The organism is Paracoccus alkenifer (assembly GCF_900108405.1).
GTDB classification, from domain to species: domain Bacteria; phylum Pseudomonadota; class Alphaproteobacteria; order Rhodobacterales; family Rhodobacteraceae; genus Paracoccus; species Paracoccus alkenifer.
Genome location: NZ_FNXG01000004.1, coordinates 109,870 through 133,779, shown reverse-complemented (window position 1 = coordinate 133,779; position 23,910 = coordinate 109,870). Strand labels below are relative to the sequence as shown.

Below are 23,910 nucleotides of genomic sequence, written 5' to 3'. Positions count from 1 at the left end.
ATAATCGGAAAACGGGGGTCCGAAAACCATCATGGCAGGCAGCTACGAAGACCGCGACGGCCGGATCTGGATGGATGGCGAGCTGATCGAGTGGCGGGACGCGCGCGTCCATATCCTGACCCACGCGCTGCATTATGCCAGCGCCGTGTTCGAGGGCGAGCGCTGCTACGGCGGCAAGATCTTCAAGTCGCGCGAACATTCCGAGCGGCTGCGCAAGTCGGGCGAGCTGCTGGACATGGAAATCCCCTGGAGCGTCGACCAGATCGAGGCCGCCAAGCAGGAATTCCTTGAGGCGAACGGGTTTACCGGCAAGGACGCCTATGTCCGGGTGCTGGCCTTTCGCGGCGCCGGACCGGACATGGGGGTTTCAGCGCGGCAGAACCCGGTGCGGATGGCGGTTTCGGGCTGGGAATGGGGCAGCTATTACGGCGACGCCAAATGGCAGGGCGCCAAGATCGACATCGCCAAGTGGAAGCGCCCCAGCCCTGAAACCATCCCCGTGGCAGCCAAGGCGGCCGGGCTTTACATGATCTGCACCATGTCCAAGCACGCGGCCGAGGCCAAGGGCTGTTCGGACGCGCTGTTCATGGATTACCGCGGCTATGTGGCCGAGGCGACCGGCGCCAACGTGTTCTTTATCAAGGACGGCGAGGTCCACACTCCGCTGGCCGACGTGTTCCTGAACGGGCTGACCCGCCAGACGGTGATCCAGCGCTGCCGCGAACGGGGGCTGGTGGTGCATGAACGCCACATCCTGCCGGAGGAAGTCGAGAGCTTTCAGGAATGTTTCCTGACCGGCTCGGCCGCCGAGGTGACGCCGGTCGCGCAGATCGGCAACGACTGGCATTTCCAGGTTGGCCAGACCACCCGCGATATCGCCGAAGATTACGAGGCGCTGGTGCGTTCGTGACAAGGGCCGGACCGGGGCGCTGCCCCGGACCCCGGGATATTTCCAGACAGAAGATGAGGCCACGCCGTGCGACACGCGGCATTGCGGGGGCGGGGCGGGCGCGTTAAAGCCCGCCCATGCTGGACAACCGCCCCCCCCTGCCGCCCGAAATCGCCCGCCGCCGGACATTTGCGATCATTGCGCACCCCGACGCCGGCAAGACCACGCTGACCGAAAAGTTCCTGCTGTTCGGCGGCGCCATCCAGATGGCCGGGCAGGTGCGCGCCAAGGGCGAGGCGCGGCGCACGCGATCCGATTTCATGAAGATGGAGCAGGACCGGGGGATTTCGGTATCCGCCTCGGCCATGTCCTTTGATTTTCGCGAATATCGCTTCAATCTGGTGGACACGCCCGGTCACAGCGATTTTTCCGAGGATACCTATCGCACCCTGACTGCGGTCGATGCCGCGATCATGGTGATCGACGGCGCCAAGGGCGTGGAAAGCCAGACCCGCAAGCTGTTCGAGGTCTGCCGGATGCGCGACCTGCCGATCCTGACTTTCTGCAACAAGATGGACCGCGATTCGCGCGATACTTTTGAAATCATCGACGAGATCCAGGAAAATCTGGCCATCGACGTGGCGCCGGCCAGTTGGCCGATCGGCTCGGGTCGGGATTTTCTGGGCTGCTACGACCTGCTGCACGACCGGCTGGAGCTGATGGACCGCGCCGACCGCAACCGGGTGGCGGAAACGGTGCGGCTGAGCGGGCTGGATGATCCCAAGCTGGCCGAGCATATTCCCGCCGCGCAGCTGGAAAAGCTGCGCGAGGACATCGAGATGGCGCGCGAATTGCTGCCCCGTTTCGACCGCAAATCGTTTCTTGAGGGGCATCTGACCCCTATCTGGTTCGGCTCGGCCATCAACAGTTTCGGGGTGCGCGAATTGATGGAGGGGATCGGCGAATTCGGCCCGCAGCCGCAGCCGCAAACCGCCTCGGAACGGCAGGTTTCGCCGGATGAGGGCAAGGTTTCCGGGTTCGTGTTCAAGGTTCAGGCCAATATGGACCCCAAGCACCGCGACCGGGTGGCTTTCGTGCGGATGGCCTCGGGTCATTTCCAGCGCGGGATGAAGTTGCTGCATGTGCGGTCGAAAAAGCCGATGGCGGTGTCGAACCCGGTGCTGTTTCTGGCCGCCGACCGCGAATTGGCCGAAGAGGCATGGGCGGGCGATATCATCGGGATTCCGAACCACGGGCAATTGCGCATCGGGGACGCGCTGACCGAGGGCGAAAGCCTGCGTTTCACCGGGATCCCGTCATTTGCGCCGGAGTTGCTGCAAAACGTCCGCGCGGGCGATCCGATGAAGGCCAAGCATCTGGAAAAGGCGCTGATGCAGTTTGCCGAGGAAGGCGCGGCCAAGGTTTTCAAACCGATGATCGGTTCGGGTTTTATAGTCGGGGTGGTGGGGGCGCTGCAATTCGACGTTCTCGCCAGCCGGATCGAGCTGGAATACGGCCTGCCGGTGCGTTTTGAGCCTTCGCAATTCACCAGCGCACGCTGGCTGGCGGGGTCGAAGGATGCGGTCGAGACATTCGCCGGCACCAACAAGCAGCATATGGCGACGGATAACGACGGCGATCTGGTCTATCTGACGCGGTTGCAATGGGATATCGACCGCGTGGTGCGGGATCATCCTGAGTTGAAGCTGACGGCGACGAAGGAGATGATGGTGTGACGCCCCCCGCATATGCGGGCGCATGTTGCCGTTGAGGGGTGCGGGCGTTGGCTTGTTGTCCGACGAGTTGGCGCGGAGGCGAAGAGCCCATTGCAGACATTGGAGCAAGTCGTGACCTGCCCCAGAAATCAGTGCCCGACTTGACGTAAGTCGTCTGGACAAAAGGAGCGGAAAATTTAACTATTATTGGATAAGCGCTTTGCTTGTGCCGCTTTGTCTGCGGTTATTTCAAGCAGTTTTCCTCGAGAGTGCTCATGACAGAACAGCAGATAAACTATTCCAAAATTGACGAAGTTTCCGAAGCTGGTATATGCCTCTTCAAATGTATGATGCGCCTGGAGTTCGCGGTAAAAGAGGCTGGATATGTCCGTAGAGGGTCGCGTAACGCCGCCGAAATTGACTGGGATGAATACGCTAGAAACCGCCTTGGGCCGGGCTTCTGGAGGCAAGTTCAGGGAGCTGAAGAAATCAAGCCTCTTATCCAAACTCCTCCCAAAAAGCAGATTGTTGACGACAACGGCAGCCTCGACTGGAGGAATGCTGGGGAAGTGACGTGCGTGCAAGAATTGATCGGAGCCGTTCGGCGCGTCAGAAATAATCTATTCCATGGCGGGAAGAGCGGTGATCCAGACGCGGAAAGGAATGATGAGCTATTTGCTGCGTCACTTTGTGTGATCGAGCTAATTTTGAAAAAAGATGATAGGGTGAGGACAATTTTTACTGGGGAATACTGAGCAATTATCTGGTAAACGTGAGCGTCACAGTTTTGCGCAAGGGATAAAAACTATTTCCGTGGATCGCATCGACCGTTTATTTGCGTTCCGCAAAGCGGTCAACGCCGCGGCGCGGCCTTAAGCCACGCCGCGCTGCGCGCAATTCACCCCACCGTCAGATCCATTGTCACCTCGGCGTTCAGCAGCTTGCTGACCGGGCAGCCGGTTTTGGCGGCCTCGGCGGCGGTGCGGATTGCGGCCTCGTCGCCCTCGCCGGAAATCCGCGTGGTCAGGTGTGCCTTGGTGATGGTGAAGCCGTCGCCGTCTTTTTCGATGCTCACGGCCGAGGAGGTTTCGATGCTTGCGTTCCGCACCCCGGCTTTTTCAAGCTGCCCCGACAGGGCCATGCTGAAACATGCGGCGTGGGCGGCGCCGATCAGTTCCTCGGGGTTGGTGCCCTTGTCGCCCTCGAAGCGCATGGAAAACCCGTAGGGCTGCGCTGACAGCGCGCCCGATTCGGTCGAGACCTCGCCCTTGCCGTCCTTGATCCCGCCCTGCCATTTCGCCGAGCCTGTCCTGGTGATTGCCATCGTTGCCTCCTGTCATTTCGCTGGTTGAACGCCCGATCCGTGGCGGGGGTTCAATCCGGGGTCAGCAGAGCGGGGGTGCGGGGGGATTGCAAGGGCAGGTCGGGGCGCCGCCCCGGGGGTATTTGCACCAGAAAGAAGCGGCCGGGGTGGTCAGCCCCCCGCGCCCAGCCGTTGCCATTCGGCGATGGCAAAGCGGTCGGTCATGCCGGCGACGTAGTCCAGCACCACGCGGGCGCGGGCGGTTCGGTCGGGGGCGGTCAGCGCCTCGATGCGCCAGTCCTCGGGCATCAGGTGGGGGTCGTCCAGCATGGCGGGGAAGATCACGTTCAGCATCGCGGTGACCTGGGCGCGTTCCTCCATCACCGGGGGGGCGCGATACATGCGGGTGAACAGGAAGTGGCGGATTTCCTTGAGTTCGGCAAACAGCGGCTCGGAAAAGCGGATCACCGGGTGGGCCAGCGCGCGGATGTCCTCGGCCGAGCGGGGGGCGGTTTCCGCAAGCCGGGTGCGGGCGATGGCGATCACATCCTCGACCATGGTGCCGAAAATGCGGCGCAGCGCCTCGTGTTCGCGGCGCGAGGGGGCAAGCCCGGGGTGCAGCCGGTCCACCTGGGCAAACGCGGGGCCGATCAGCGGCAGCTCCATCAGGTCGGCGGCGGTGAACAGACCGGATCGCAGCCCGTCGTGCAGATCGTGGTGGTTATAGGCCACGTCGTCGGCCACGGCGGCGACCTGCGCCTCGGCGCTGGCGTGGGTGGACAGGCGCAGATCCCAGTCGGCGTTCACCTGGGCCAAGGCCCAGGGCCACGGCGGCGCCACCGGACCATTATGCTTGGCGATGCCCTCCAGCGTTTCCCAGGCCAGGTTCAGCCCGTCAAATCCGGCATAATGGCGTTCCAGTTTCGTCACGATCCGCAGCGCCTGCGCGTTGTGGTCAAAGCCGCCGTAAGGGGCCATCAGCGCCGCCAGCGCGTCCTCTCCGGTATGGCCGAAGGGCGGGTGGCCCAGGTCGTGGGCCAGCGCCACTGCCTCGGCCAGGTCGGTGTTCAGCCCCAGCGCGCCGGCAATGGTGCGGGCGACCTGCGCCACCTCGATGGTGTGGGTCAGGCGGGTGCGGAAATAATCGCCGCGATAGGCGTCGCCCTCTTGTTCGACGAACACCTGCGTCTTGTGCTTGAGCCGGCGGAACGCGGACGAGTGGATGATCCGGTCGCGGTCGCGCTGCCACGGGCTGCGAAAGGTGGACAGTTCCTCGGCATGCAGCCGGCCGAGGCTTTCGGCGGGCTGGCAGGCATAGGGGGCGGGCGCTTGCGTCATGCGGCGGTTTCCTTGCGGCAGGGCGCCTGCGACCCTATAGTCTGGGCATTGTCCATGAAACGGGAACGCCCCATGAACCTGCCCCCCACGGTCACGCCCCGCGCCTTCGCGCGCCTGGCCGAGATCAACGCAGGCGGGCCGGGACCGGCGCTGCGCGTTGCGGTGCTGGGCGGCGGCTGCTCTGGCTTTCAATACGACATCCGCATGGACGACCCCGCCGCCGACGATCTGGTGCTTGAGGAAAAGGGCCAGCGCGTCGTCGTCGACCCGGTGTCGCTGCCGTTTCTGACCGGCGCCACCATCGACTGGGCGGATGAGCTGATCGGCGCGCGTTTCACGATCGAGAACCCGAACGCCAGCTCGTCCTGCGGCTGCGGCACCTCGTTCTCGATGTGATGCGCTGATGTTTCTGGAAATCCTGCTGATCGTCGCCCTGACCATCGTGAACGGGCTGCTGGCGATGTCGGAACTGGCGGTGGTGTCAGCCCGCCCGGCGCGGCTGGCAACCATGGCCGAAAAGGGCGACCGCGGCGCGCAGGCGGCGCTGGCGCTGCTGGAACAGCCGGGCAAGTTCCTGTCGGCGGTGCAGATCGGGATCACGCTGGTCGGCGTGTTGCTGGGGGCTGTGTCGGGCGCGACGCTGGGTCTGCGGGCGGCGGCGGCGCTGGTGGCGGCGGGCGTGCCCTACGGTCTGGCGCAGACGCTGGGGGTGTTTCTGGTCGTCGCCGCGATCACCGCGCTGTCGGTGATCGTGGGTGAACTGGTCCCCAAGCAGATCGCCATGTCCAACCCTGAACGGATCGCCGCGCGGGTCGCGCCCTCGATGGCGATGCTGGGGCGGATCGGCACGCCGCTGGTGTGGCTTTTGGACAATGCGGCGCGGCTGGTGCTGCGGCTGGCCGGCATCCGCGACAGCACCGACCGCGCCATCACCGACGAAGAGGTGCGCATGACCATCGCCGAGGCCACGCAGGCCGGCGTGCTGATGGAGGGCGAGCGTGGCATGATCGCCGGGGTGATGCGGGTGGCCGACCGCTCGGCCGCGGCGATGATGACGCCGCGCCGCGACGTCGAGATGATTGACATCTCCGACCCGCCCGAGGTGGTGATGGCCAAGCTGCGCGCCGCGCGGTTTTCGCGGCTGCCGGTGACCGATGGCTCGGACGATGAAATTCTGGGCGTGGTGGCGCTGCGCGACCTGATCGGGCTGGACCAGCCTGACCTGCGCGCCCTGATCCGCGAGGCGCCGACCGTGCTGGACGCCGCCGACGCGCTGTCGGTGATCGAGGTGCTGCGGGCCACGCCCTCGCGCATGGTGCTGGTCTATGACGAATACGGGCATTTCCAGGGCATCATCACCGCCATGGACCTGCTTGAGGCGATCACCGGCGATTTCGCCGATGCCGAGGGGGACGAGCCCGACATGGTGCGCCGCGCCGACGGGTCGTGGCTGGTTGCCGGCAGCGAAAGCGCCGATGAATTCGCCGGCGAGACCGGGTTCCCGCTGCCCGAGGGCGATTTCAACACCGTGGCCGGGATGGTGCTCGCAATCCTGAACCGGATTCCGCGCACCGGCGATGTCTTTACCCATCAGGGCTGGACGATCGAGGTCGCCGACATGGACGCGATGCGCATCGACCGGCTGATCGTGACCGCGCCCGCCGCCGAATAGGCGCCGCTTGCCCCGGCACGGGCCCCGCTCTAGGGTCGCCGCCATGAAAATCGCCAGTTTCAACGTCAACGGCATCAAGGCGCGGCTGCATCAGCTGACCGCCTGGCTGACCGAGGCGCAGCCCGATGTCGCGGTGCTGCAAGAGATCAAGACCGTGGACGAGGGCTTCCCCACCGAGATCATCGAGGATCTGGGCTGGCAGGTCTGGACCCACGGGCAGAAAAGCTGGAACGGCGTTGCGGTGCTGTCGCGCCTGCCCGTCGAGGATGTGCGCCGCGGCCTGCCGGGCGACGACGGCGACGAACAGGCCCGCTGGATCGAGGCGGTGGTGATGGGCCAGCGTCATGCCGTGATCATCGCGGGCCTTTATCTGCCCAACGGCAACCCCGCTCCGGGGCCGAAATACGACTACAAGCTGGCCTGGATGGAGCGTCTGCGCCTGCGCGCCGCCGAGCTGCTGGCGACCGAGGCGCCTGTGGTGATGCTGGGCGACTACAACATCATCCCCGAGCCGCGCGATGCCGCGCGCCCCGAAAACTGGGTGGATGACGCGCTGTTCCTGCCGCAGTCCCGCGCCGCGTTCCGGCGCATCCTGCATCAGGGCTGGACCGATGCGATCCGCATTTCCGACCCCCATGGCAGCCGCGGCCCCTTTACCTTCTGGGACTATCAGCGCCAGTCTTGGGAACGCGACAACGGCATCCGCATCGACCACGCGCTGCTGTCGCCGCAGGCCGCCGACCTGCTGCGCCGCGCCGGCGTGGACCGCGACCAGCGCAGCCGGGAAAAGCCCAGCGACCATGTGCCGGTCTGGGTCGAACTTGACGCCTGACCCCGCCGCCGCGCCCGCGCATGGATATTTGAAGCAAGGCGAAAGCCCCGGCTCTTTCATCTTGCCCCAAATATCCTCGGGGGAGCCGCCGCAGGCGGCGGGGGCGGAAGCCCCCTGTGACCGTGGCCGCGTGCAGCTTCGCTCTTGCGAGGATAAGCGGCGGGGGCTTAGGGTGCCGGCCCATGGATCAGCCCACTGAATTGTCGATCGTCGAGATCACCCCTTCGGCCCCGGTGTCCGCCGCGGCCCATGGCTGGCGGGCGAAATGCCTGCAACGGCTTATCCGCATGGATCTGCCGGTCCCGCGCAGCTATGCGATTCCGGTTTCGGCCGTGCGGGCCATCGCGGCGGGGCGGCCCCTGCCTCCGGCCGGGCTGGAGCAGTTGATCAGCGACACAAGGGGGCTGGTGGGCGTGCGGCCCTCGGCGATGGACCCGGAATGGGGCGGGCCGGGGACGGTGCTGAACGTCGGCATGAACGCCGCCCGCCACGCCCGGCTGGCGCAGTCGCTGGGGGTCGAGGCCGCCGATGCGCTGTATCGCGGCTTTGTGCAGGCCTATGCGATCCATGTGGCGCGGCTGGACCCGGACATGTTCAGCGATCCCGACGCGACGCTGGCCGACACGCTGGACAGCTTCCACCACGAAACCGACGAGGATTTCCCCCAGGATCCCGCCCGCCAGCTGGTCGAGGTGCTGCGGTCCATGGCCCGCGCGTGGGAAGGCCCGACCGCGCGACTGTTGCGTCAGGCCAAGGGTGCGCCGGCGGATGCGCCGCTGGGGCTGGTGGTGCAGGAAATGGCGCTGGCGCTGGGGCCGGGGGTCACGGGTTCCGGCTCGATCCAGTTCGTCGACAGCCTGACCGGCGCGCCGCGCATCACCGGGCGCTTTCGCGGCCAGACCCAGGGCAGCGCCAGGCGCAGCGATGCCGAGACGATCTATCTGACCCGCGACCCCCGTGGCCCCTCGCTGGAACAGGCGTCGCCCGCGGTCTTTGCCGATCTGGTCCGCTTTGGCGTCGCCGCGCGCGAGCGGCTGAAAGAGGAGATGCAGATCGAGTTCGTGGTGGCCGACGGGCATCTGTCGATCATCGACGCGATCCGGGTGCAGCGCTCGTCGCGGGCGGCGGTGCGTATCGCCGTCGGGCTGGCGCGCGACGGGATCATCCCGCCGGAACAGGCGCTGATGCGCGTGCAGCCGCGGGCGCTGACCGATCTGCTGCACCATCAGGTTGACCCGCGCGCGCCCCGCGACATCGTGACCCGCGGGATGCCCGCCAGCCCCGGCGCCGCCACCGGCCGCATCGCCTTTTCCGCCGCCGCAGCCCAGGCCGCCGCCGCGCGGGGCGAAGCCTGCGTGCTGGTCCGGCGCGAGACTCTGCCCGAGGATATCCGCGGCATGCATGCCTCGGTCGCGGTGCTGACCGAACGCGGCGGCATGTCCAGCCATGCGGCGGTGATCGCGCGCGGGCTGGGGCTGCCCTGCATCGTCGGCGCCTCGGGGATCGCCATCGACCTGCGCGGGCGGGTGCTGCGCGCGGGCGACCGCATCTTCCGCGAGGGCGAGGAAATCACCGTCGACGGCACCTCGGGCGAGGTTCTGGCCGGCGCCGCCGCGATGCTGGAACCCGCGCTGGACGAAAGCTTCAACCAGCTGCTCGACTGGGCGGACACGGCGCGCAGCATGAAGGTGCGCGGCAACGCAGACACCGCCGAGGACGCCCGCACCGCCCGCATGTTCGGCGCGCAGGGCATCGGGCTGGTGCGCACCGAACACATGTTCTTTGACGACGAACGCCTGCCCGCCATGCGCGAGATGATCTTTGCCGATCAGCCCGAGGACCGGCGGCTGGCGCTGGATCGCCTGCTGCCGATGCAGCGCGCCGACTTTACCGCGCTGTTTCGCATCATGGACGGCTACCCCGTCACCATCCGCCTGTTCGACCCGCCGCTGCATGAATTCCTGCCCCACGACCGCGAAGGCATGCGCGAGCTGGCCGAATCGCTGGACCTGCCGCTGTCGGACGTGGTGCGCCGGGTCGAGGCGCTGGCCGAATACAACCCGATGCTGGGGATGCGCGGGGTGCGGGTGGGCATCACCGTCCCCGAAATCTACGAGATGCAGGCCCGCGCCATCTTCGAGGCCGCCGTCGATGTCGGCCGCAGCGGGCAGGGCGTGGTCCCCGAGATCATGATCCCGCTGGTCAGCGCCATGCGCGAGGTCGAGCTGGTCCGCCACCGGGTCGAGGGCATCGCCGCCGCCGTCCGCGCCGAGACCCGGACCGATTTCGACTATCGGCTGGGGGTCATGGTGGAAACCCCGCGCGCCGCGCTGCGGGCGGGCGATATTGCCGAGCATTGCGCGTTTCTGTCCTTTGGGACCAACGACCTGACCCAGATGACCTATGGGCTGTCGCGCGACGATGCCGCCCGCTTCATGGGCAGCTATGTCGGGCAGGGGGTCTATGCCGAGGATCCGTTCCACATCCTCGACGACGAAGGCGTGGGCGAGCTGGTGCTGATCGGCACCGCCCGGGCGCGCGAGCGCAAGCCCGGAATTACCGTCGCGATGTGCGGGGAACATGCCGGAAACCCGGAATCCATCGCCTTTTGCCAGCGCGCGGGGCTGGATTACGTCAGCTGCTCGCCCTTTCGGGTGCCGGTCGCCCGGCTGGCCGCGGCGCAAGAGGCGATCCGCCAGCGGCTGGCCGAATCGGTCGATCTCGATTCGGGGGCCGAGCCGGACGACTGGGCGGGGCTGGGTCGCATAACCGGGTAGCCGGGGCCGGAACTTGCCGAACCGCCGTTTTCGCATCGGCGGAAAATTGCCGGTTAACCCTGAATCCGGCCCGGTTCCGGCGTTCACGGTTTCTTGGACTGGCAACCCCCGGCAGCGGGGGCGCATTTCCTGCCCCGCGGCCCGATGCCTCTGTGCCCGGCCCGCGTGCAACGGATAGACGAGTCCTTCATGAGCAAGCTGCTGAAAAGGCTGGCGCACGTCGGTGTGTGTGTCGCGCTGGCCCTTCCTGCCCTCCCCGCCGGAGCCATGGCCCAGAAGGCACGCGCCAGTGCTGGCGGGCCCGAGCGGCTGATCCAGGCGCGGGCGGATGCAGCCGTCCCGGGCGCGGCCCTGCAATGCATGACCGAGGCGCTGTATTTCGAGGCGCGGGGCGAACCCGTGTCCGGCCAGCGCGCCGTGGCCGAGGTGATCCTGAACCGCGTCGACCATCCGGCCTTTCCGAATTCGGTCTGCGGCGTGGTCAACCAGCGCGGCCAGTTCAGCTACAAGGGCGGCAGCCTGCGGATGCGCGAACGCGGCGCGGCGATGCGGGCCGAAAAGATCGCGCTCGAGGCGCTGTCGGGCGCGCCGCGCAGCCTGACCGACGGGGCCACCTATTTCCACACCACCTATGTCAAGCCGTCCTGGGCCAAGCGCTTTACCCGCACCACCCGGATCGGCAGCCATATCTTTTACCGCCGGGGCGGCGGGCAGCGGGTGGCCTCGAACTAAGGTTTTCCCGACAGGCGGGATCAACGTATCGGCCCTGCCCTTGCGGCGGGGCCGCGTTCGTTCCAATGAAGCCCCATGGACCAGCCCGACCGCATCCACCTGCGCGACCATGTCGTTGCCGCTGAAATCGGCGCGTTTCAAAGCGAGCGCGGCCGCCAGCAGCGCCTGCGTTTCAACGTCGAGGTGGCGCTGGCGCGGCCTGTGTCGGGCGTGGACGACCATGTGGACCGCATCCTGTCCTATGACGTGCTGACCGGGGCGGTGGCCGACGGGCTGGCCGACCGGCGCTATGACCTGCTGGAAACCCTGGCCGAGCGTATCGCCGCGCAGGTGCTGGCGCAGCCGCTGGCGGCCGAGGTGACGGTCAGCATCGAGAAACTCGACCGCGTGCCGGGGGCGCTGGGGGTGACGCTGACCCGCCGTGCCGGGCGGGTGCAGGCCACGGCCAGCGTCGCGCGTCCGGCGCTGCTGGTCATGGGCCGGCGGCTGGACCTGCTGCCCCAAGGGGCGCTGATCGTGATCCCCGTAGCCCCGCCTATGCCGCCGCAGTCGGGCACGCAGGGCGCCAATGCGCGGCGCATCGCGCTGCTGGCGCTGGATCAGGCCGCCTGGGCGCTGGCGGGCGAACTGGGGATCACCGTCGCCGACAGCCGCACGGAACTCGACTGGGCGGCCGCGAACGGGGTCGCCGTGGTCTGGGCGCCGGCGCGGATGGTGGCGGACACCGACCTGCCCGCCGACCCCGCGGCGCTGGCGCTGTGGCTGGCCGACCGGCTGGATGCGACCGCCATTGACTGGGCGCTGCACAAGGGTGAAAGCCTGCCCCCCGCCGCCCTTGGTTTCCGCCTGCCCGTCCGGGTGCTGCCCGGCTGAGTTTGCCCAGCGAAAGCGACGCCATGGCCGACGCAGAATATTTCCGCCCCTTGCCCGATGCCCACGGCCGCTGGCGGCTGGCGGGCGGCCGGATCGGGTTTTCGGCCTTTGAGCTGCTGACCCGTGGCGCGCGCCCTCGCATCGTTCATGAGGCGCCGGCCGGGGTGCTCGCCGCGCTGACCGCACCCCGCCCTCCCGTGGCCGGGCTGGCCATGGACCGGCCGCGGATCATGGGCATCGTCAACGTGACCCCGGACAGTTTTTCCGACGGCGGGCGCTGGGATGCCGATGGCGGCATCGCCCATGCGCAGGCGCTGCTGGATGCGGGCGCGGATTTGCTGGACATCGGCGGCGAATCGACGCGACCGGGCGCGCGCGCGATCGAGGTCGCCGCCGAAATCGCCCGCATCACCCCCGCGATCGCCGGTTTTGCGGGGCGGGTTCCGGTTTCCGTCGACACCCGCAAGGCCGCGGTGGCGCGCGCCGGGGTGGCGGCCGGGGCGGTGATGGTGAACGATGTGTCCGGGCTTGATTTCGACCCCGAGATGGCCTTGGCGGTGGCGGAAACGGGAGCGGCGGTCTGCCTGATGCACGCGCAGGGCGTCCCCGAGACGATGCAGGACGACCCGCGCTATGACGATGTGCTGCTGGATGTCTATGACGCGCTTGAGGCCCGCATCGCCCGGGCCGAGGCCGCGGGCATCCCTCGGCACCGCATCGTGATCGACCCGGGCATCGGTTTCGGGAAAACCTTGCAGCATAATCTTGAAATCCTGCGCCGGATCTCGCTTTATCATGGGCTTGGCGTGCCGCTGCTGCTGGGCGCCTCGCGCAAGAGCTTCATCGGGACGCTGGCCGGCGGGGCGGCGGGCGGTGGGGGGGCGGCGGCGCGCGATCCGGGCAGCCTGGCGGTGACGCTGGCGGCGGTGGCGCAGGGGGTGCAGATCCACCGGGTCCATGACGTGGCCGGGACAAGGCAGGGGCTGGCGTTGTGGCAGGCGGTAACGGGAACAGGGAAACCATGAGCAGAAAGCTTTTCGGCACCGACGGGGTGCGCGGCCGGGCCAACACCCACCCGATGACCGCCGAGATGGCGCTGCGGCTGGGCGCCGCCGCCGGGCGCTGGTTTCGCCGCGACGGCCGCAACCGCCACCGCGTGGTGATCGGCAAGGACACGCGGCTGTCGGGCTATATGCTGGAAAACGCGCTGACGGCGGGGCTGACCTCGACCGGGATGAACGTGCTGCTGCTGGGGCCGGTGCCGACGCCGGCGGTGGGGTTTCTGACCCGCTCGATGCGGGCGGATCTGGGGATCATGATTTCCGCCAGCCACAACCCGGCCGAGGACAACGGCATCAAGTTCTTTGGCCCCGATGGCTTCAAGCTGTCGGACGAGGCCGAGGCCGGGATCGAGGCGATCCTTGCCGGCGACATCGCACTGGCGCAACCGGCCAGCATCGGCCGCGCCAAGCGCATCGAGGACGGCCGCGGGCGCTATGTCGAATACGCCAAGACCACATTCCCGGCCGGGCAGCGGCTGGACGGGCTGCGGGTGGTGATCGACTGCGCCAACGGCGCCGCCTATCGCGCCGCGCCGGATGTGCTGTGGGAACTGGGCGCCGAGGTGATCCCGCTGGGGGTCGAGCCGAACGGGTTCAACATCAACGCCGGCGTCGGCTCGACCCACCCCGAGGCCGCGGCGGCGGCCGTGCGCGAACATGGCGCGCATCTGGGCATCAGCCTGGACGGCGACGCCGACCGGGTGATGATTGTCGATGAACAGGGCCATGTCGCGGACGGCGACCAGCTGATGGCGCTGCTGGCGGCGCGCTGGGCCGATGCGGGCCGGCTGCGCGGCGGCGCGCTGGTCGCGACGGTGATGTCGAACCTGGGGCTTGAGCGGTTCCTGACGGGGCGCGGGCTGCGGCTGGAACGCACCGCCGTCGGCGACCGCTATGTGGTCGAGCGGATGCGCGGCGCGGGCTATAACCTTGGCGGCGAGCAGTCGGGCCATATCGTGATGACCGATTACGCCACCACCGGCGACGGTCTGATCGCGGGGTTGCAGGTGCTGGCGGCGCTGGCCGACAGCGGCTGCGTCGCCAGCGAGTTGCTGCGCCAGTTCACCCCGGTGCCGCAGATGCTCAAGAACGTGCGCTATGCCGCCGGCGCCGACCCGCTGTCGGCTGACGCCGTGCGGGCCGAGATCGCCTCGGCCGAGGCGCGGCTGGCGCAATCGGGCCGGGTGCTGATCCGCAAATCCGGCACCGAGCCGCTGATCCGGGTCATGGCCGAGGCCGAGGACGAGGCGGTGCTGCGCGAGGTCGTGGACGGCATCGTTGCGGCGGTGGAAAAGGCGGCGGCGTAAAGGCGGCGTAAAGGGGGCGCTGCCCCCGTCGCTGCGCGACTCCCCCGGGATATTTGGGACCGCCCGAACCCTGCGAGCTCAGGCGGTCGGGTCGTGGTCGTAGACCCAGGCGAAACGCTCGAACGCGGTGCTTGGGGCGAGGCGGTTCGCGAGCCGCAGCGCCGTGTGGGCGGCGAGGCGTTTCGGGCCGGACAGGTGGTAGTTGCGGGCGTTGGCGGTGGCGGCGGCCACGATGCGGGTGCAGCGGGGCTGGCGCAGCTGCTGATAGCGGGACAGGGCGCGGCCCTGGTCGGGGTCGGCGTCGAGACAGGCGGCGAGCGTCCAGGCGTCCTCGATCGCCATGCAGGCGCCCTGGGCGAGAAACGGCAGGGTGGGGTGGGCCGCATCGCCCAGGATCGCCATGCGCCCGTCCTGCCAGCGCGCGGCGACCTGATGGCGGAACAGCCCCCAGAGCCCGGTTTCGGCCACGCGGTCCAGCCAGCCGGGGACCGGGCCGCCAAAGCCGGCAAATTCGCGGCGCAGATTGGCGGGGTCGTCGGTCTGCGACCAGCGTTCCCCGGTCCAGTCGTCGCGTTCCAGCACCGCCACCAGATTGCGCTGTCCGAAACCCAGCGGGTAGCTGACCAGATGCCGGCCGTTGCCCATGAACACGCGCGTCAGCGGCTGCGGGTCGTCATCGGGAATGATTGCGCGCCACGCGCTCTGGCCGGTGAAGAACGGAGTCTCGGCCCCGTTCAGCGCCCTGCGCACAAGGCTGTGCAGCCCGTCGGCGCCGATCAGCAGCGGCGCTTGGGGCAGCGATTCGACCGACCTGTTCAGGTGGATATTGACGCCATGGGCGCGGGCGGCGGTTTCCAGCAGCTCGACCAGCCGGGCGCGGTGGATGGTGCGAAAGGGCGCATCGGGCCGCCAGCGGGCAAAGTCGAGATGCAGCACCAGCGCGCCGTGGTGGTCGCGCAACTCGACCCCGTGCGAGGGGTGTGAGGCCGCATGAAACGCCTCGGTCAGCCCCAGCGCGTCCAGCACCCGCCCGGCATTGGGGCTGATCTGGATGCCGGCGCCGACCTCGCGCCGCATGCCTGCGCGTTCCAGCACCGAGACCCGCGCCCCCCGCTGCGCCAGCGCCAGCGCCGCGGTCAGCCCGCCGATACCGCCGCCGATGATGGTGACGGCGCGGCCGGACAATGCGCCGGGGGCCGCGTTAGGGGATGCCGCAGCCGGGATCATCGCGGATTTGTCCTTGTTGCCAAGGGCTTGCCGTCAGTCGTCGCGGTGAACACGCTCGCGGCGTTCGTGTTTTTCCTGCGCCTCCAGCGTCATCGTGGCGATGGGGCGCGCGTCCAGCCGCTTGAGGCTGATCGGCTCGCCGGTCATTTCGCAATAGCCGAACTCGCCAGTGTCGATCCGGCGCAGCGCCGCGTCGATCTTGCTGACCAGCTTGCGCTGGCGGTCGCGCGTGCGCAGTTCGATGGCGCGGTCGGTTTCCTCGGATGCGCGGTCGGCGATGTCGGGGACGTTGCGGGCGCTGTCTTGCAGCCCCTCGAGCGTTTCGGCCGACTGGGCCAGCAGTTCCTGTTTCCACGCCAGCAGCTTGCGGCGGAAATATTCCAGCTGGCGATCGTTCATGAAGGGCTCGTCCTCGGCGGGACGGTATTCATCGGGAAGGAAAGTCTGGCGCTTCATGGTTCCTCCGGCGAGGTCCGGGACAGGTCGCTGCCCGGTCCGTTCGGCGTCCACTTAAAGGATGAGCAGGGGGAAGGAAATAGCCGCCGGCCCCGCGCATGGGGCAACTTGCCGTGCAAAGGGGCCGGGCCTGGTGTCGGCGTGACGCCAGACCCGCCCCGGCGTCCACCGCACAGGGATCCGCCGATGCCGCCTGGTTCGGCCGCAATCCGTGCCCCGTCGTGCGACCCGGTGACGGCGCCGGTTGCCGCGACCCGGTGACGGACCCGGAAAATGATGCCATGGTCTGGCAAAAGACCGGGTTCGGGGTCGGACATGGCGAAAGGGGGGCAGGCCGACGCCGGGAAACCGCAACACTCGCGCTGCGCGCAGCCCCACACCGGCCATGACCGCCGAGCCGAGCCCCCTGAGACGAGGCCATGATGGACGAGTTCGCCCGCTTTTTCCCCGATGGCGATATGCTGGACCCGCAGGCGGTGCGCGCGGCGGGACTGGCGGCGATGCCGCTGCCGGAACTTGCCTCCCATGACGAAATTCTTGCCCTTGGTGCGCTGGCCGGGCCCGGGCCGATGGTGCTGTGGAGCCATGAATTCAGCCGGCCCACGCAGGCGCATCCCGGCCTGACCCTGCCGCAGGCCGCCACGATGGCCGATGATCTCTGGGCCTATGATCTGTTGCTGGCCTTTCCGGGCGGGTTGCGGCTGTGGATGCCGGGCGGGCATGAATTCTTTGTGCTGTTCGGCCCCGCCGACCAGTTGGAGGCAGTGCGGCAGGCCCGCATCTTCGACTATCCCTATGCCGAATATCTCGATGCGCCGCATCATTCGCCGCGCGCGCGCGAGGTGCTGGCCGAGATCGGGAGGCGCTACAGCATTGCCTAGCTTGGCGGATTTCGGGGCCTCGACAGGGTCACCCGCGACGGTATCGGGCGGGTGCGGATCGGTTTTGACAATGATCTTTCACCCCGAGGATGTGACATTGACCCAAGACGCGCGGTGGCATGTGAGGGGAGGGTCGTGACTGGCCCGCAACCGCAAGGCGGCGGGCCGTTTCTGCCCGGAAAAGGACAATCATGGACGAATTTGCCCGCTTTTTCCCCGATGGCGATACGCTGGACCCGCAGGCGGTGCGTGCGGCGGGGCTGGCGGCGATGCCGCTGCCGGAACTTGCCATCCGTGATCAGATCATCGCCCTTGGCGCGCTGGCCGGGCCCGGGCCGATGATGCTGTGGAACTGGGTGCTCGGCTCGACGCCGCAGGTGCATCCCGGCCTGACGCCGCCACGGGCCGCCCGACTGGCCTTTGAATCGGGTATCTATGACCTGCTGCTGGCGTATCAGGGCGGGTTGCGGGTGTGGATGCCGGGCGGGCACGAGTTCTTTGTGCTGTTCGGCCCCGCCGACCAGTTGGAGGCAGTGCGGCAGGCCCGCATCTTTGACTATTCCTATGCCGAATATCTCGATGCGCCGCATCATTCGCCGCGCTCGCGCGAGGTGCTGGCCGAGATCGGAAGGCGCTACAGCATTGCCTAGCTTGGCGGATTTCGGGGCCTCGACAGGATTACCCGCGACGGTGGCGGGCAGGTGCGGATCGGTTTTGGCAATGATCTTTCACCCCGAGGATGTGACATTGACCCAAGACGCGCGGTGGCATGTGAGGGGAGGGTCGTGACTGGCCCGCAACCGCAAGGCGGCGGGCCGTTTCTGCCCGGAAAAGGACAATCATGGACGAATTTGCCCGCTTTTTCCCCGATGGCGATACGCTGGACCCGCAGGCGGTGCGTGCGGCGGGGCTGGTGGCGATGCCGCTGCCCGAGTCGGTCTTTGGTGGTGATATCCTCGACCTTGGCGCGCTGGCCAAGCCCGGGTCGGTGGTGCTGTGGAGCCATGAATTCAGCCGGGCGACGCAGGTGCATCCCGGCCTGACCCTGCCGCAGGCCGCCACATTGGTTGACGAGCTATGTGCCTATGATCTGCTGCTGGCCTTTCCGGGCGGCTTGCGGTTGTGGATGCCGGGCGGGCATGAATTCTTTGTGCTGTTCGGCCCCGCCGACCAGCTGGAGGCAGTGCGGCAGGCCCGCATCTTTGACTATCCCTATGCCGAATATCTCGATGCGCCGCATCATTCGCCGCGCTCGCGCGAGGTGCTGGCCGAGATTGGGAGGCGCTACAGCATTGCCTAGCCTGCGGGATTTCGGGGCGTCGACAGGATCACCCGCGACGAATTCGGGCGGGGGCGATGCGATCACCCGCGACGAATCCAGCTTTCACCCCAAGGATGTGATCCTTATCGAGGGCGAGCTGTGGCACGAGGGGCCGGCCTGGCCGGGCACGGTGCAGGATTTCAAGGCCGAAGGCGATGCGCAGCGGCTGGGCATCGAATGGCTTCGGCTCGGCGAGGCCGGGCATGGCTGGACGGCGCTGCTGCTGCGTGGCGGGCCGGTCGCGGTCGCTGAAAAGGTCAGTGACCTTCGGGCTGCTGGCTGTCGCGGTCCCGTGGCAGCGCCAGACGTTTGAACCCGGCGCGCCAGTGCCTATCTTGGGCGTCATGGCCGAGCTGAGCGTTTCCGTCCTGCCCCGCATCGACGCGGTTGATGCCGCCCTGTGGGATGCCTGCGGGGCGGGCGGCGATCCGTTCACAAGCCACCGTTTCCTGTCGGCGCTGGAGGTCTCGGGGTCGGTGGGCGAGGGGACGGGCTGGCATCCCTCGCATCTGGTGGCGCGGGCGGCCGGGCAGGTGGTGGGGGTGGCGCCGGCCTATCTGAAAACCCACAGCCAGGGCGAGTATATCTTTGACCACGGCTGGGCCGAGGCGTGGCACCGCGCCGGCGGGCAGTATTACCCCAAGCTGCAATGCGCCGTGCCCTTTACCCCCGTGACCGGCCCGCGGCTGATCGCCCGCGACAGCCGGGTGCAGGGGGCGCTGCTGGCGGCGATGGCGCAGGTGGCGGGGCAGGCGGGGCTGTCCTCGGTCCATGTGACCTTTTGCACGGAGGGGGAACGGGCTTTCGGCGAATCGCAGGGCTGGCTGGGGCGGACCAGCACGCAATACCACTGGCTGAACGCGGGTTACGCCAGCTACGATGATTTTCTGGCCGCGCTGTCCAGCCGCAAGCGCAAGGCGCTGCGCAAGGAACGCGAACGCGCCAATGCGTTCGGCGGCCGGATCCTGTCCCTGACCGGCGACGACCTGCGCCCGGAACACTGGGACGCGATGTGGGCGTTCTATCAGGACACCGGCGGGCGCAAATGGGGCCGGCCCTATCTGACGCGGGCGTTCTTTGACCTGCTGCACCAGACCATGCGCGACGATTGCCTGCTGGTGCTGGCGGAACGCGACGGCCGCCCGGTCGCCGGCGCGCTGAACCTGATCGGGCAGGACGCGCTGTTCGGCCGCTATTGGGGCTGTATCGAGGATCACCCTTGCCTGCATTTCGAGCTGTGCTATCACCGCGCCATCGACTTTGCGATCGCGCAGGGGCTGTCGCGGGTCGAGGCCGGGGCGCAGGGCGAACACAAACTTGCCCGCGGCTATATGCCGGCTGAAACGCACTCGCTGCACTGGATCGCCGATCCGGGGTTCCGCCGCGCGGTCGAGGATTACCTGCGCCGCGAAATCCGGCTGGTCGGCGACGACATCGCGGAAACCGCGGAATTCGGCCCGTTCCGGCGCGGCTGACCCGTGGGCCGGTAAAATCCAAGGTAAAAACCGGGGCGCGGGTCATCCTCTGTTAATCCGAAAGAGGGCAGTATCGGTCCTGATTTCCGGGGGTGATGGGGCTTATGGTCGGTTTCCAGCATGTGGCAACAATAACGCAGGGCTATGTCGAAAACCTGTCCGACCTGACCTTGGGGCAGGTGGGCACGCAGGTCGTGCTGGTCGGCGTGACCTATGGGGGCGGGGGGCTGTCGATCTGGGGCGTGGACGGGGCAGATGCCGCGCTGCGCTGGCTGGGCGATCATGAATATCACCAGCAGCTGACCCATCTGGCCGATCCGCAGGCGGTGCTGATCGACCGGCCGGGCGGGGTGTCGCTGCTGGCGACGGGGCTGCGGCAGGGGGCGGAACATGCGTATTTCCTGACGGAAACCGGGCGCGGCGGCGCGGATTCGGGGCTTGCCGGTGCGGGACTGCCGGCGAACCTGCTGAATGCCGGCAGCTTTACCACCGCCAGCGGGTTGTCGCTGGTCCATGGCACGACCCACGGGCAGGCGGGCGTGACCTTGTGGCACCAGCAGCCGAACGGGCAGTTGCTGCGCGGCGACAGCACCACAATCCCCGCCGGCCTGCCGCCGGGCGCGCAGATCGATTCGGTGCTGGCCTTGCGGGTCGGCGGGCTGGACTTGCTGATCAGCGCCTCGACGCGGGGGAATTTCATCGCCTCGCACCGGGTCCGGCCCGATGGCTCGCTTGAGCCTGCGGAGTTTTTCAGCGCCGACAACGGCACCGGCTTCAACGGGCCGCGCGACATCGCGGCGGTCGAGGTCGCGGGCCGGCATTTTCTGGTGGTCAGCTCGGCGCAAAGCTCGTCGCTGACCACGGTGCGGGTGATGCCCGACGGCGCGCTGATCCCGGTCGATCACGTCATCGACGAACTGACCACGCGGTTCCAGAACGCCACGGTGATGGAGGCCGTGACCATCGACGGCCGCGCTTATATCGTGGCCGGCGGGACCGACGACGGGCTGAGCCTGTTTACCCTGTCGCCCGACGGGCGGCTGATCCACCTTGATACCATCGCGGACCAGCTGGACACCACGCTGATGGACGTCTCGGCCCTGGCGGTGCGCGAGGTGGGCGGCAAGATCGCGGTGTTCGCGGCCTCGCAGGTGGAACAGGGCGTCAGCCAGTTCATCATCGACCCCGGCGTCATCGGCCGGACCGTGCAGGTCGGCGCGGGGGCGCATGACGGCACCGCCGGCAACGACCTGATTCAGGGCGGCAACGGCACCACGCGCATCAACGGCGGCGACGGCGACGACATCCTGATCGCCGGCAACCGTACCGTCTGGCTGTATGGCGGGAACGGAGCGGATACCTTCGTCCCGCTGCCCATCGCCGGAAAGGTGCAGATCGGCGATTATGAACCCGGCATCGACCGTATCGACCTGTCGATGCTGGGGATGATCCGTTCGGTCCAGCAGCTGCGCTTTCAGCCGCTGCCGGACGGTATCAGTATTCGTTTCGGCGAAACCATCATCGATGTCCACACCCGCGACGGCCAGCCGCTGGACGCCAGCCATTTTGACAACTCGCTGTTCCCGATCACCCATTACCAGCCGCCCGACGTGCGCTCGACCATCCACGGCACGGCGATCGGCGACGTGCTGACCGCCTCGCGCGGGGGATCGACGATCTACGGCTACGGGGGCGACGACACCATCTTTGGCAGCGATCTGGACGATTTCCTGCATGGCGGAGAGGGGGCGGACAGTATCCTCGGGGGCGATGGCGATGACACGATCTGGGGCGCGGGCAGCAACGATCTGCTGTATGGCGGGGCGGGTGACGACCTGATCATGGGCGGGGCGGGCAACGACACGATCTGGGGCGGCGACGGCGACGACCTGATCGCGGGCGAGACCGGCAACGACATGATCTATGGCGGCGAGGGCAACGACCGCATCAACGGCGGCGCCGGCGACGACTATATCGACGGCGGGCCGGGCAACGACCGCCTGTTCGGCATGGCCGGCAACGACACCATGGTAGGGGGGCCGGGCGACGACCTGCTGCTGGACCTGAACGGCGACAACGTCTTTATCGACCTTGAAGGCAACAACATGATGTTCGGGGGCGCGGGCAACGACCGCTTCTACGCGGGCGACGGGCACGACACCATCCGCGGCGGCGCGGGCAACGACTGGATTGAGGCCGGCGGCGGCAACGACAATATCCTGGGCGGCCCCGGCAACGACACGATTTACGGCGGTGCCGGCGACGACCTGATCCTGGGCGGGCCGGGGCGCGACGTGATCTATGGTGGCCCCGGCAACGATCTGATCTTTGGCGGCGAGGATGAGGATCTGCTGTATGGCGACGACGGCGACGATTTCATCTATGGCGAGGGCGGCAACGACACGATTTACGGCGGCGCCGGCAATGACACGCTGCGCGGCAACGGCGGTGACGACCTGATCTATGGCGGCACGGGCAACGACCGGCTGTTCGGGGGGATCGGCAACGACACGCTTTACGGGGATGAAGGCAACGACCTGCTCATGGGCGAGGGCGGCAACGACGTGCTTTATGGCGGCGACGGCGATGATACCCTGGACGGCGGCTGGGACGACGACCTGCTTTACGGGGGTGCCGGCAACGACTGGCTGATCGGCGGCCACGGCAATGACACGCTGCACGGCGGGCCCGGCGCCGACACGCTGACCGGCGGGATCGGGGCGGATGTGTTCATCTTTGACGACGCCGGCGATTCGCGCCCGGGGGCCGAGGACCGCATCACCGATTTCATCCCCGGCCAGGATCGGATGCAGTTCACCGGGCTGGGGCTGCATCTGATCGGCGATCAGTCGTTTTCGGGCGCCGCGGGCGAGCTGCGCTGGTTCTTTCACGGCGGTCGCACCATCGTCGAGGCCGATCTGAACGGCGATGGTATCGCCGACATGGCGATCCTGCTGAACAACGCGCCGATCCTGTCCGAAGGGGATTTCATTCTGTAGCCGCTATTTACCTTGTGGTGCGCATTGCCTAGCGTCGCGGCAGAAACAGGGATTCCTTTCCGCATGAGACCGCAGCGCATGGACCGAGACTTCGTCACCACCGCCCGCACCCTGTCCGAGGCCCTGCCCTATATGCAGCGCTATGCCGGTGCGGTCGTCGTCGTGAAATTCGGCGGAAACGCCATGGGCGACGACGACGCCATGTCCGAATTCGCCCGCGACATCGTGTTGATGAAACAGGTCGGCATCCATCCGGTTGTTGTTCATGGCGGCGGGCCGATGATCAACGAACTGCTTGGCCGGCTGGGCATCGAAAGCCATTTCGTCCGCGGCAAGCGCGTCACCACCAAGGAAACCGTCCAGGTGGTCGAGATGGTGCTGGCCGGGCTGGTGAACAAGCGCATCGTCCAGGCCATCAACGACGCCGGAGGCCGCGCCATCGGGATTTCCGGCAAGGACGACGACCTGATGGTGTGCGAAGCCGACGACCCCGAGCTGGGCTTTGTCGGCCGCCCGGTGGAAATGAACGTCCAGATCATCCGCGATCTCTATACCGCCGGGCTGATCCCGGTGATCGCCCCGGTCGCGACCGGCATGGCGGATAACGAAACCTTCAACGTCAACGGCGATACCGCTGCGGGGGCCATCGCCGGCGCGTTGCAGGCCGACCGGCTGCTGCTTTTGACCGATGTGGCGGGGGTCAAGGACGGCTCGGGGCAGGTGTTGACGCAGATCCACCCGGACCAGGTGCGCGCGATGATCGCGGACGGGACCATCGCCGGCGGGATGATCCCCAAGACCGAAACCGCGCTGGAGGCGCTGGCCCAGGGGGTGCGCGCCGTGGTGATTCTGGATGGGCGGGTGCCCCATGCCGCGCTGCTTGAGCTTTTCACCGAACAGGGGGCCGGCAGCCTGATCCGCTCGACCGAGCCGCGGATCAAGCCGCACGGGCTGCGCCAGGGCGGAAGCGAACTTTGACGCCTGTCTTTCGCAGAGCCGCTTGCGGGCGCGATGATCGGGTGGCAGTCTAATTCATTGCCGCAACTACGCAA

22 protein-coding genes are annotated in these 23,910 nt (G+C 67.6%); 18 read left to right on the top strand and 4 right to left on the bottom strand.

The features are described from left to right. Nucleotides 1-31 precede the first annotated feature (31 nt). The 3 genes from BLW83_RS11085 to BLW83_RS15495 all read left to right on the top strand — a co-directional run bounded on the left by BLW83_RS11085 (nt 32) and on the right by BLW83_RS15495 (nt 3,359). On the top strand, nt 32-910 hold the full coding sequence (locus BLW83_RS11085; RefSeq protein WP_090848294.1) for a branched-chain amino acid aminotransferase: 879 nt from the start codon (nt 32-34) through the stop codon (nt 908-910). Nucleotides 911-1,026: 116 nt separating this feature from the next. Beyond that, nucleotides 1,027-2,625, top strand: a complete 1,599-nt coding sequence (locus tag BLW83_RS11080) for a peptide chain release factor 3 (RefSeq protein ID WP_090848293.1) — start codon at nt 1,027-1,029, stop codon at nt 2,623-2,625. A gap of 254 nt (nt 2,626-2,879) precedes the next feature. Then, nucleotides 2,880-3,359 carry a hypothetical protein gene (locus BLW83_RS15495; RefSeq protein ID WP_143042829.1) on the top strand — a complete coding sequence of 160 codons (480 nt, stop codon included), beginning with the start codon at nt 2,880-2,882 and terminating at the stop codon, nt 3,357-3,359. A gap of 143 nt (nt 3,360-3,502) precedes the next feature. On the opposite strand, the gene BLW83_RS11075 is transcribed toward BLW83_RS15495, so the two are convergent. After that, complete coding sequence (locus BLW83_RS11075; protein WP_090848292.1) at nt 3,503-3,928, bottom strand: OsmC family peroxiredoxin; 426 nt, start codon at nt 3,926-3,928, stop codon at nt 3,503-3,505. A 150-nt stretch (nt 3,929-4,078) separates the two neighbouring features. Beyond that, a complete protein-coding gene (locus BLW83_RS11070; RefSeq protein WP_090848291.1) occupies nt 4,079-5,245 on the bottom strand; it encodes a deoxyguanosinetriphosphate triphosphohydrolase in 1,167 nt (388 codons plus the stop codon). 72 nt (nt 5,246-5,317) lie between these two features. Between BLW83_RS11070 and BLW83_RS11065 the strand changes: the two genes are divergently transcribed. The 8 genes from BLW83_RS11065 to glmM all read left to right on the top strand — a co-directional run bounded on the left by BLW83_RS11065 (nt 5,318) and on the right by glmM (nt 14,499). After that, nucleotides 5,318-5,641 carry a HesB/IscA family protein gene (locus tag BLW83_RS11065; RefSeq protein ID WP_090848290.1) on the top strand — a complete coding sequence of 108 codons (324 nt, stop codon included), beginning with the start codon at nt 5,318-5,320 and terminating at the stop codon, nt 5,639-5,641. Between the two features lie 7 nt (nt 5,642-5,648). Then, complete coding sequence (locus BLW83_RS11060; protein WP_090848289.1) at nt 5,649-6,917, top strand: hemolysin family protein; 1,269 nt, start codon at nt 5,649-5,651, stop codon at nt 6,915-6,917. A gap of 43 nt (nt 6,918-6,960) precedes the next feature. After that, complete coding sequence (gene xth / locus BLW83_RS11055; RefSeq protein WP_090848288.1) at nt 6,961-7,749, top strand: exodeoxyribonuclease III; 789 nt, start codon at nt 6,961-6,963, stop codon at nt 7,747-7,749. 182 nt (nt 7,750-7,931) lie between these two features. Then, entirely contained in the window at nt 7,932-10,526 is a 2,595-nt protein-coding gene (locus BLW83_RS11050; protein ID WP_090848287.1) for a putative PEP-binding protein, read from the top strand. A 267-nt stretch (nt 10,527-10,793) separates the two neighbouring features. Then, complete coding sequence (locus BLW83_RS11045; protein WP_342707522.1) at nt 10,794-11,258, top strand: cell wall hydrolase; 465 nt, start codon at nt 10,794-10,796, stop codon at nt 11,256-11,258. A gap of 75 nt (nt 11,259-11,333) precedes the next feature. After that, the gene (locus tag BLW83_RS11040; protein ID WP_090848285.1) at nt 11,334-12,131 is read left to right on the top strand and encodes a dihydroneopterin aldolase; all 798 of its coding nucleotides are present in this window, start codon (nt 11,334-11,336) and stop codon (nt 12,129-12,131) included. A gap of 23 nt (nt 12,132-12,154) precedes the next feature. Continuing rightward, complete coding sequence (folP, locus tag BLW83_RS11035) at nt 12,155-13,156, top strand: dihydropteroate synthase (protein WP_090848284.1); 1,002 nt, start codon at nt 12,155-12,157, stop codon at nt 13,154-13,156. Then, on the top strand, nt 13,153-14,499 hold the full coding sequence (glmM, locus tag BLW83_RS11030; protein WP_090848283.1) for a phosphoglucosamine mutase: 1,347 nt from the start codon (nt 13,153-13,155) through the stop codon (nt 14,497-14,499). Before folP ends, glmM begins: the two co-directional genes overlap by 4 nt. 78 nt (nt 14,500-14,577) lie before the next feature. Here the strand turns inward: glmM and BLW83_RS11025 are convergent, their stop codons facing one another. Then, nucleotides 14,578-15,726, bottom strand: a complete 1,149-nt coding sequence (locus BLW83_RS11025) for an FAD-dependent monooxygenase (protein ID WP_090848282.1) — start codon at nt 15,724-15,726, stop codon at nt 14,578-14,580. 33 nt (nt 15,727-15,759) lie between these two features. Continuing rightward, nucleotides 15,760-16,182 carry an RNA polymerase-binding protein DksA gene (gene dksA, locus BLW83_RS11020; RefSeq protein ID WP_073067865.1) on the bottom strand — a complete coding sequence of 141 codons (423 nt, stop codon included), beginning with the start codon at nt 16,180-16,182 and terminating at the stop codon, nt 15,760-15,762. A 422-nt stretch (nt 16,183-16,604) separates the two neighbouring features. On the opposite strand from dksA, the gene BLW83_RS11015 reads away from it, so the two are divergent. The 7 genes from BLW83_RS11015 to argB all read left to right on the top strand — a co-directional run bounded on the left by BLW83_RS11015 (nt 16,605) and on the right by argB (nt 23,836). Further along, on the top strand, nt 16,605-17,063 hold the full coding sequence (locus BLW83_RS11015; RefSeq protein ID WP_218139123.1) for a hypothetical protein: 459 nt from the start codon (nt 16,605-16,607) through the stop codon (nt 17,061-17,063). A gap of 191 nt (nt 17,064-17,254) precedes the next feature. Continuing rightward, entirely contained in the window at nt 17,255-17,713 is a 459-nt protein-coding gene (locus tag BLW83_RS11010) for a hypothetical protein (RefSeq protein ID WP_090848280.1), read from the top strand. Nucleotides 17,714-17,904: 191 nt separating this feature from the next. Next, the gene (locus BLW83_RS11005; protein ID WP_090848279.1) at nt 17,905-18,363 is read left to right on the top strand and encodes a hypothetical protein; all 459 of its coding nucleotides are present in this window, start codon (nt 17,905-17,907) and stop codon (nt 18,361-18,363) included. Beyond that, nucleotides 18,356-18,697, top strand: coding sequence for a hypothetical protein (locus BLW83_RS11000; protein WP_090848278.1), 342 nt, complete (start codon nt 18,356-18,358; stop codon nt 18,695-18,697). Before BLW83_RS11005 ends, BLW83_RS11000 begins: the two co-directional genes overlap by 8 nt. Nucleotides 18,698-18,728: 31 nt before the next feature. After that, entirely contained in the window at nt 18,729-19,859 is a 1,131-nt protein-coding gene (locus BLW83_RS10995) for a GNAT family N-acetyltransferase (RefSeq protein WP_090848493.1), read from the top strand. Nucleotides 19,860-19,954: 95 nt separating this feature from the next. After that, nucleotides 19,955-22,858: a calcium-binding protein gene (locus BLW83_RS10990; RefSeq protein ID WP_245728811.1), complete on the top strand. Its 2,904-nt coding sequence runs from the start codon at nt 19,955-19,957 to the stop codon at nt 22,856-22,858. A 78-nt stretch (nt 22,859-22,936) separates the two neighbouring features. Continuing rightward, a complete protein-coding gene (argB, locus tag BLW83_RS10985; protein ID WP_090848277.1) occupies nt 22,937-23,836 on the top strand; it encodes an acetylglutamate kinase in 900 nt (299 codons plus the stop codon). The last annotated feature ends 74 nt before the right edge of the window (nt 23,837-23,910 follow it).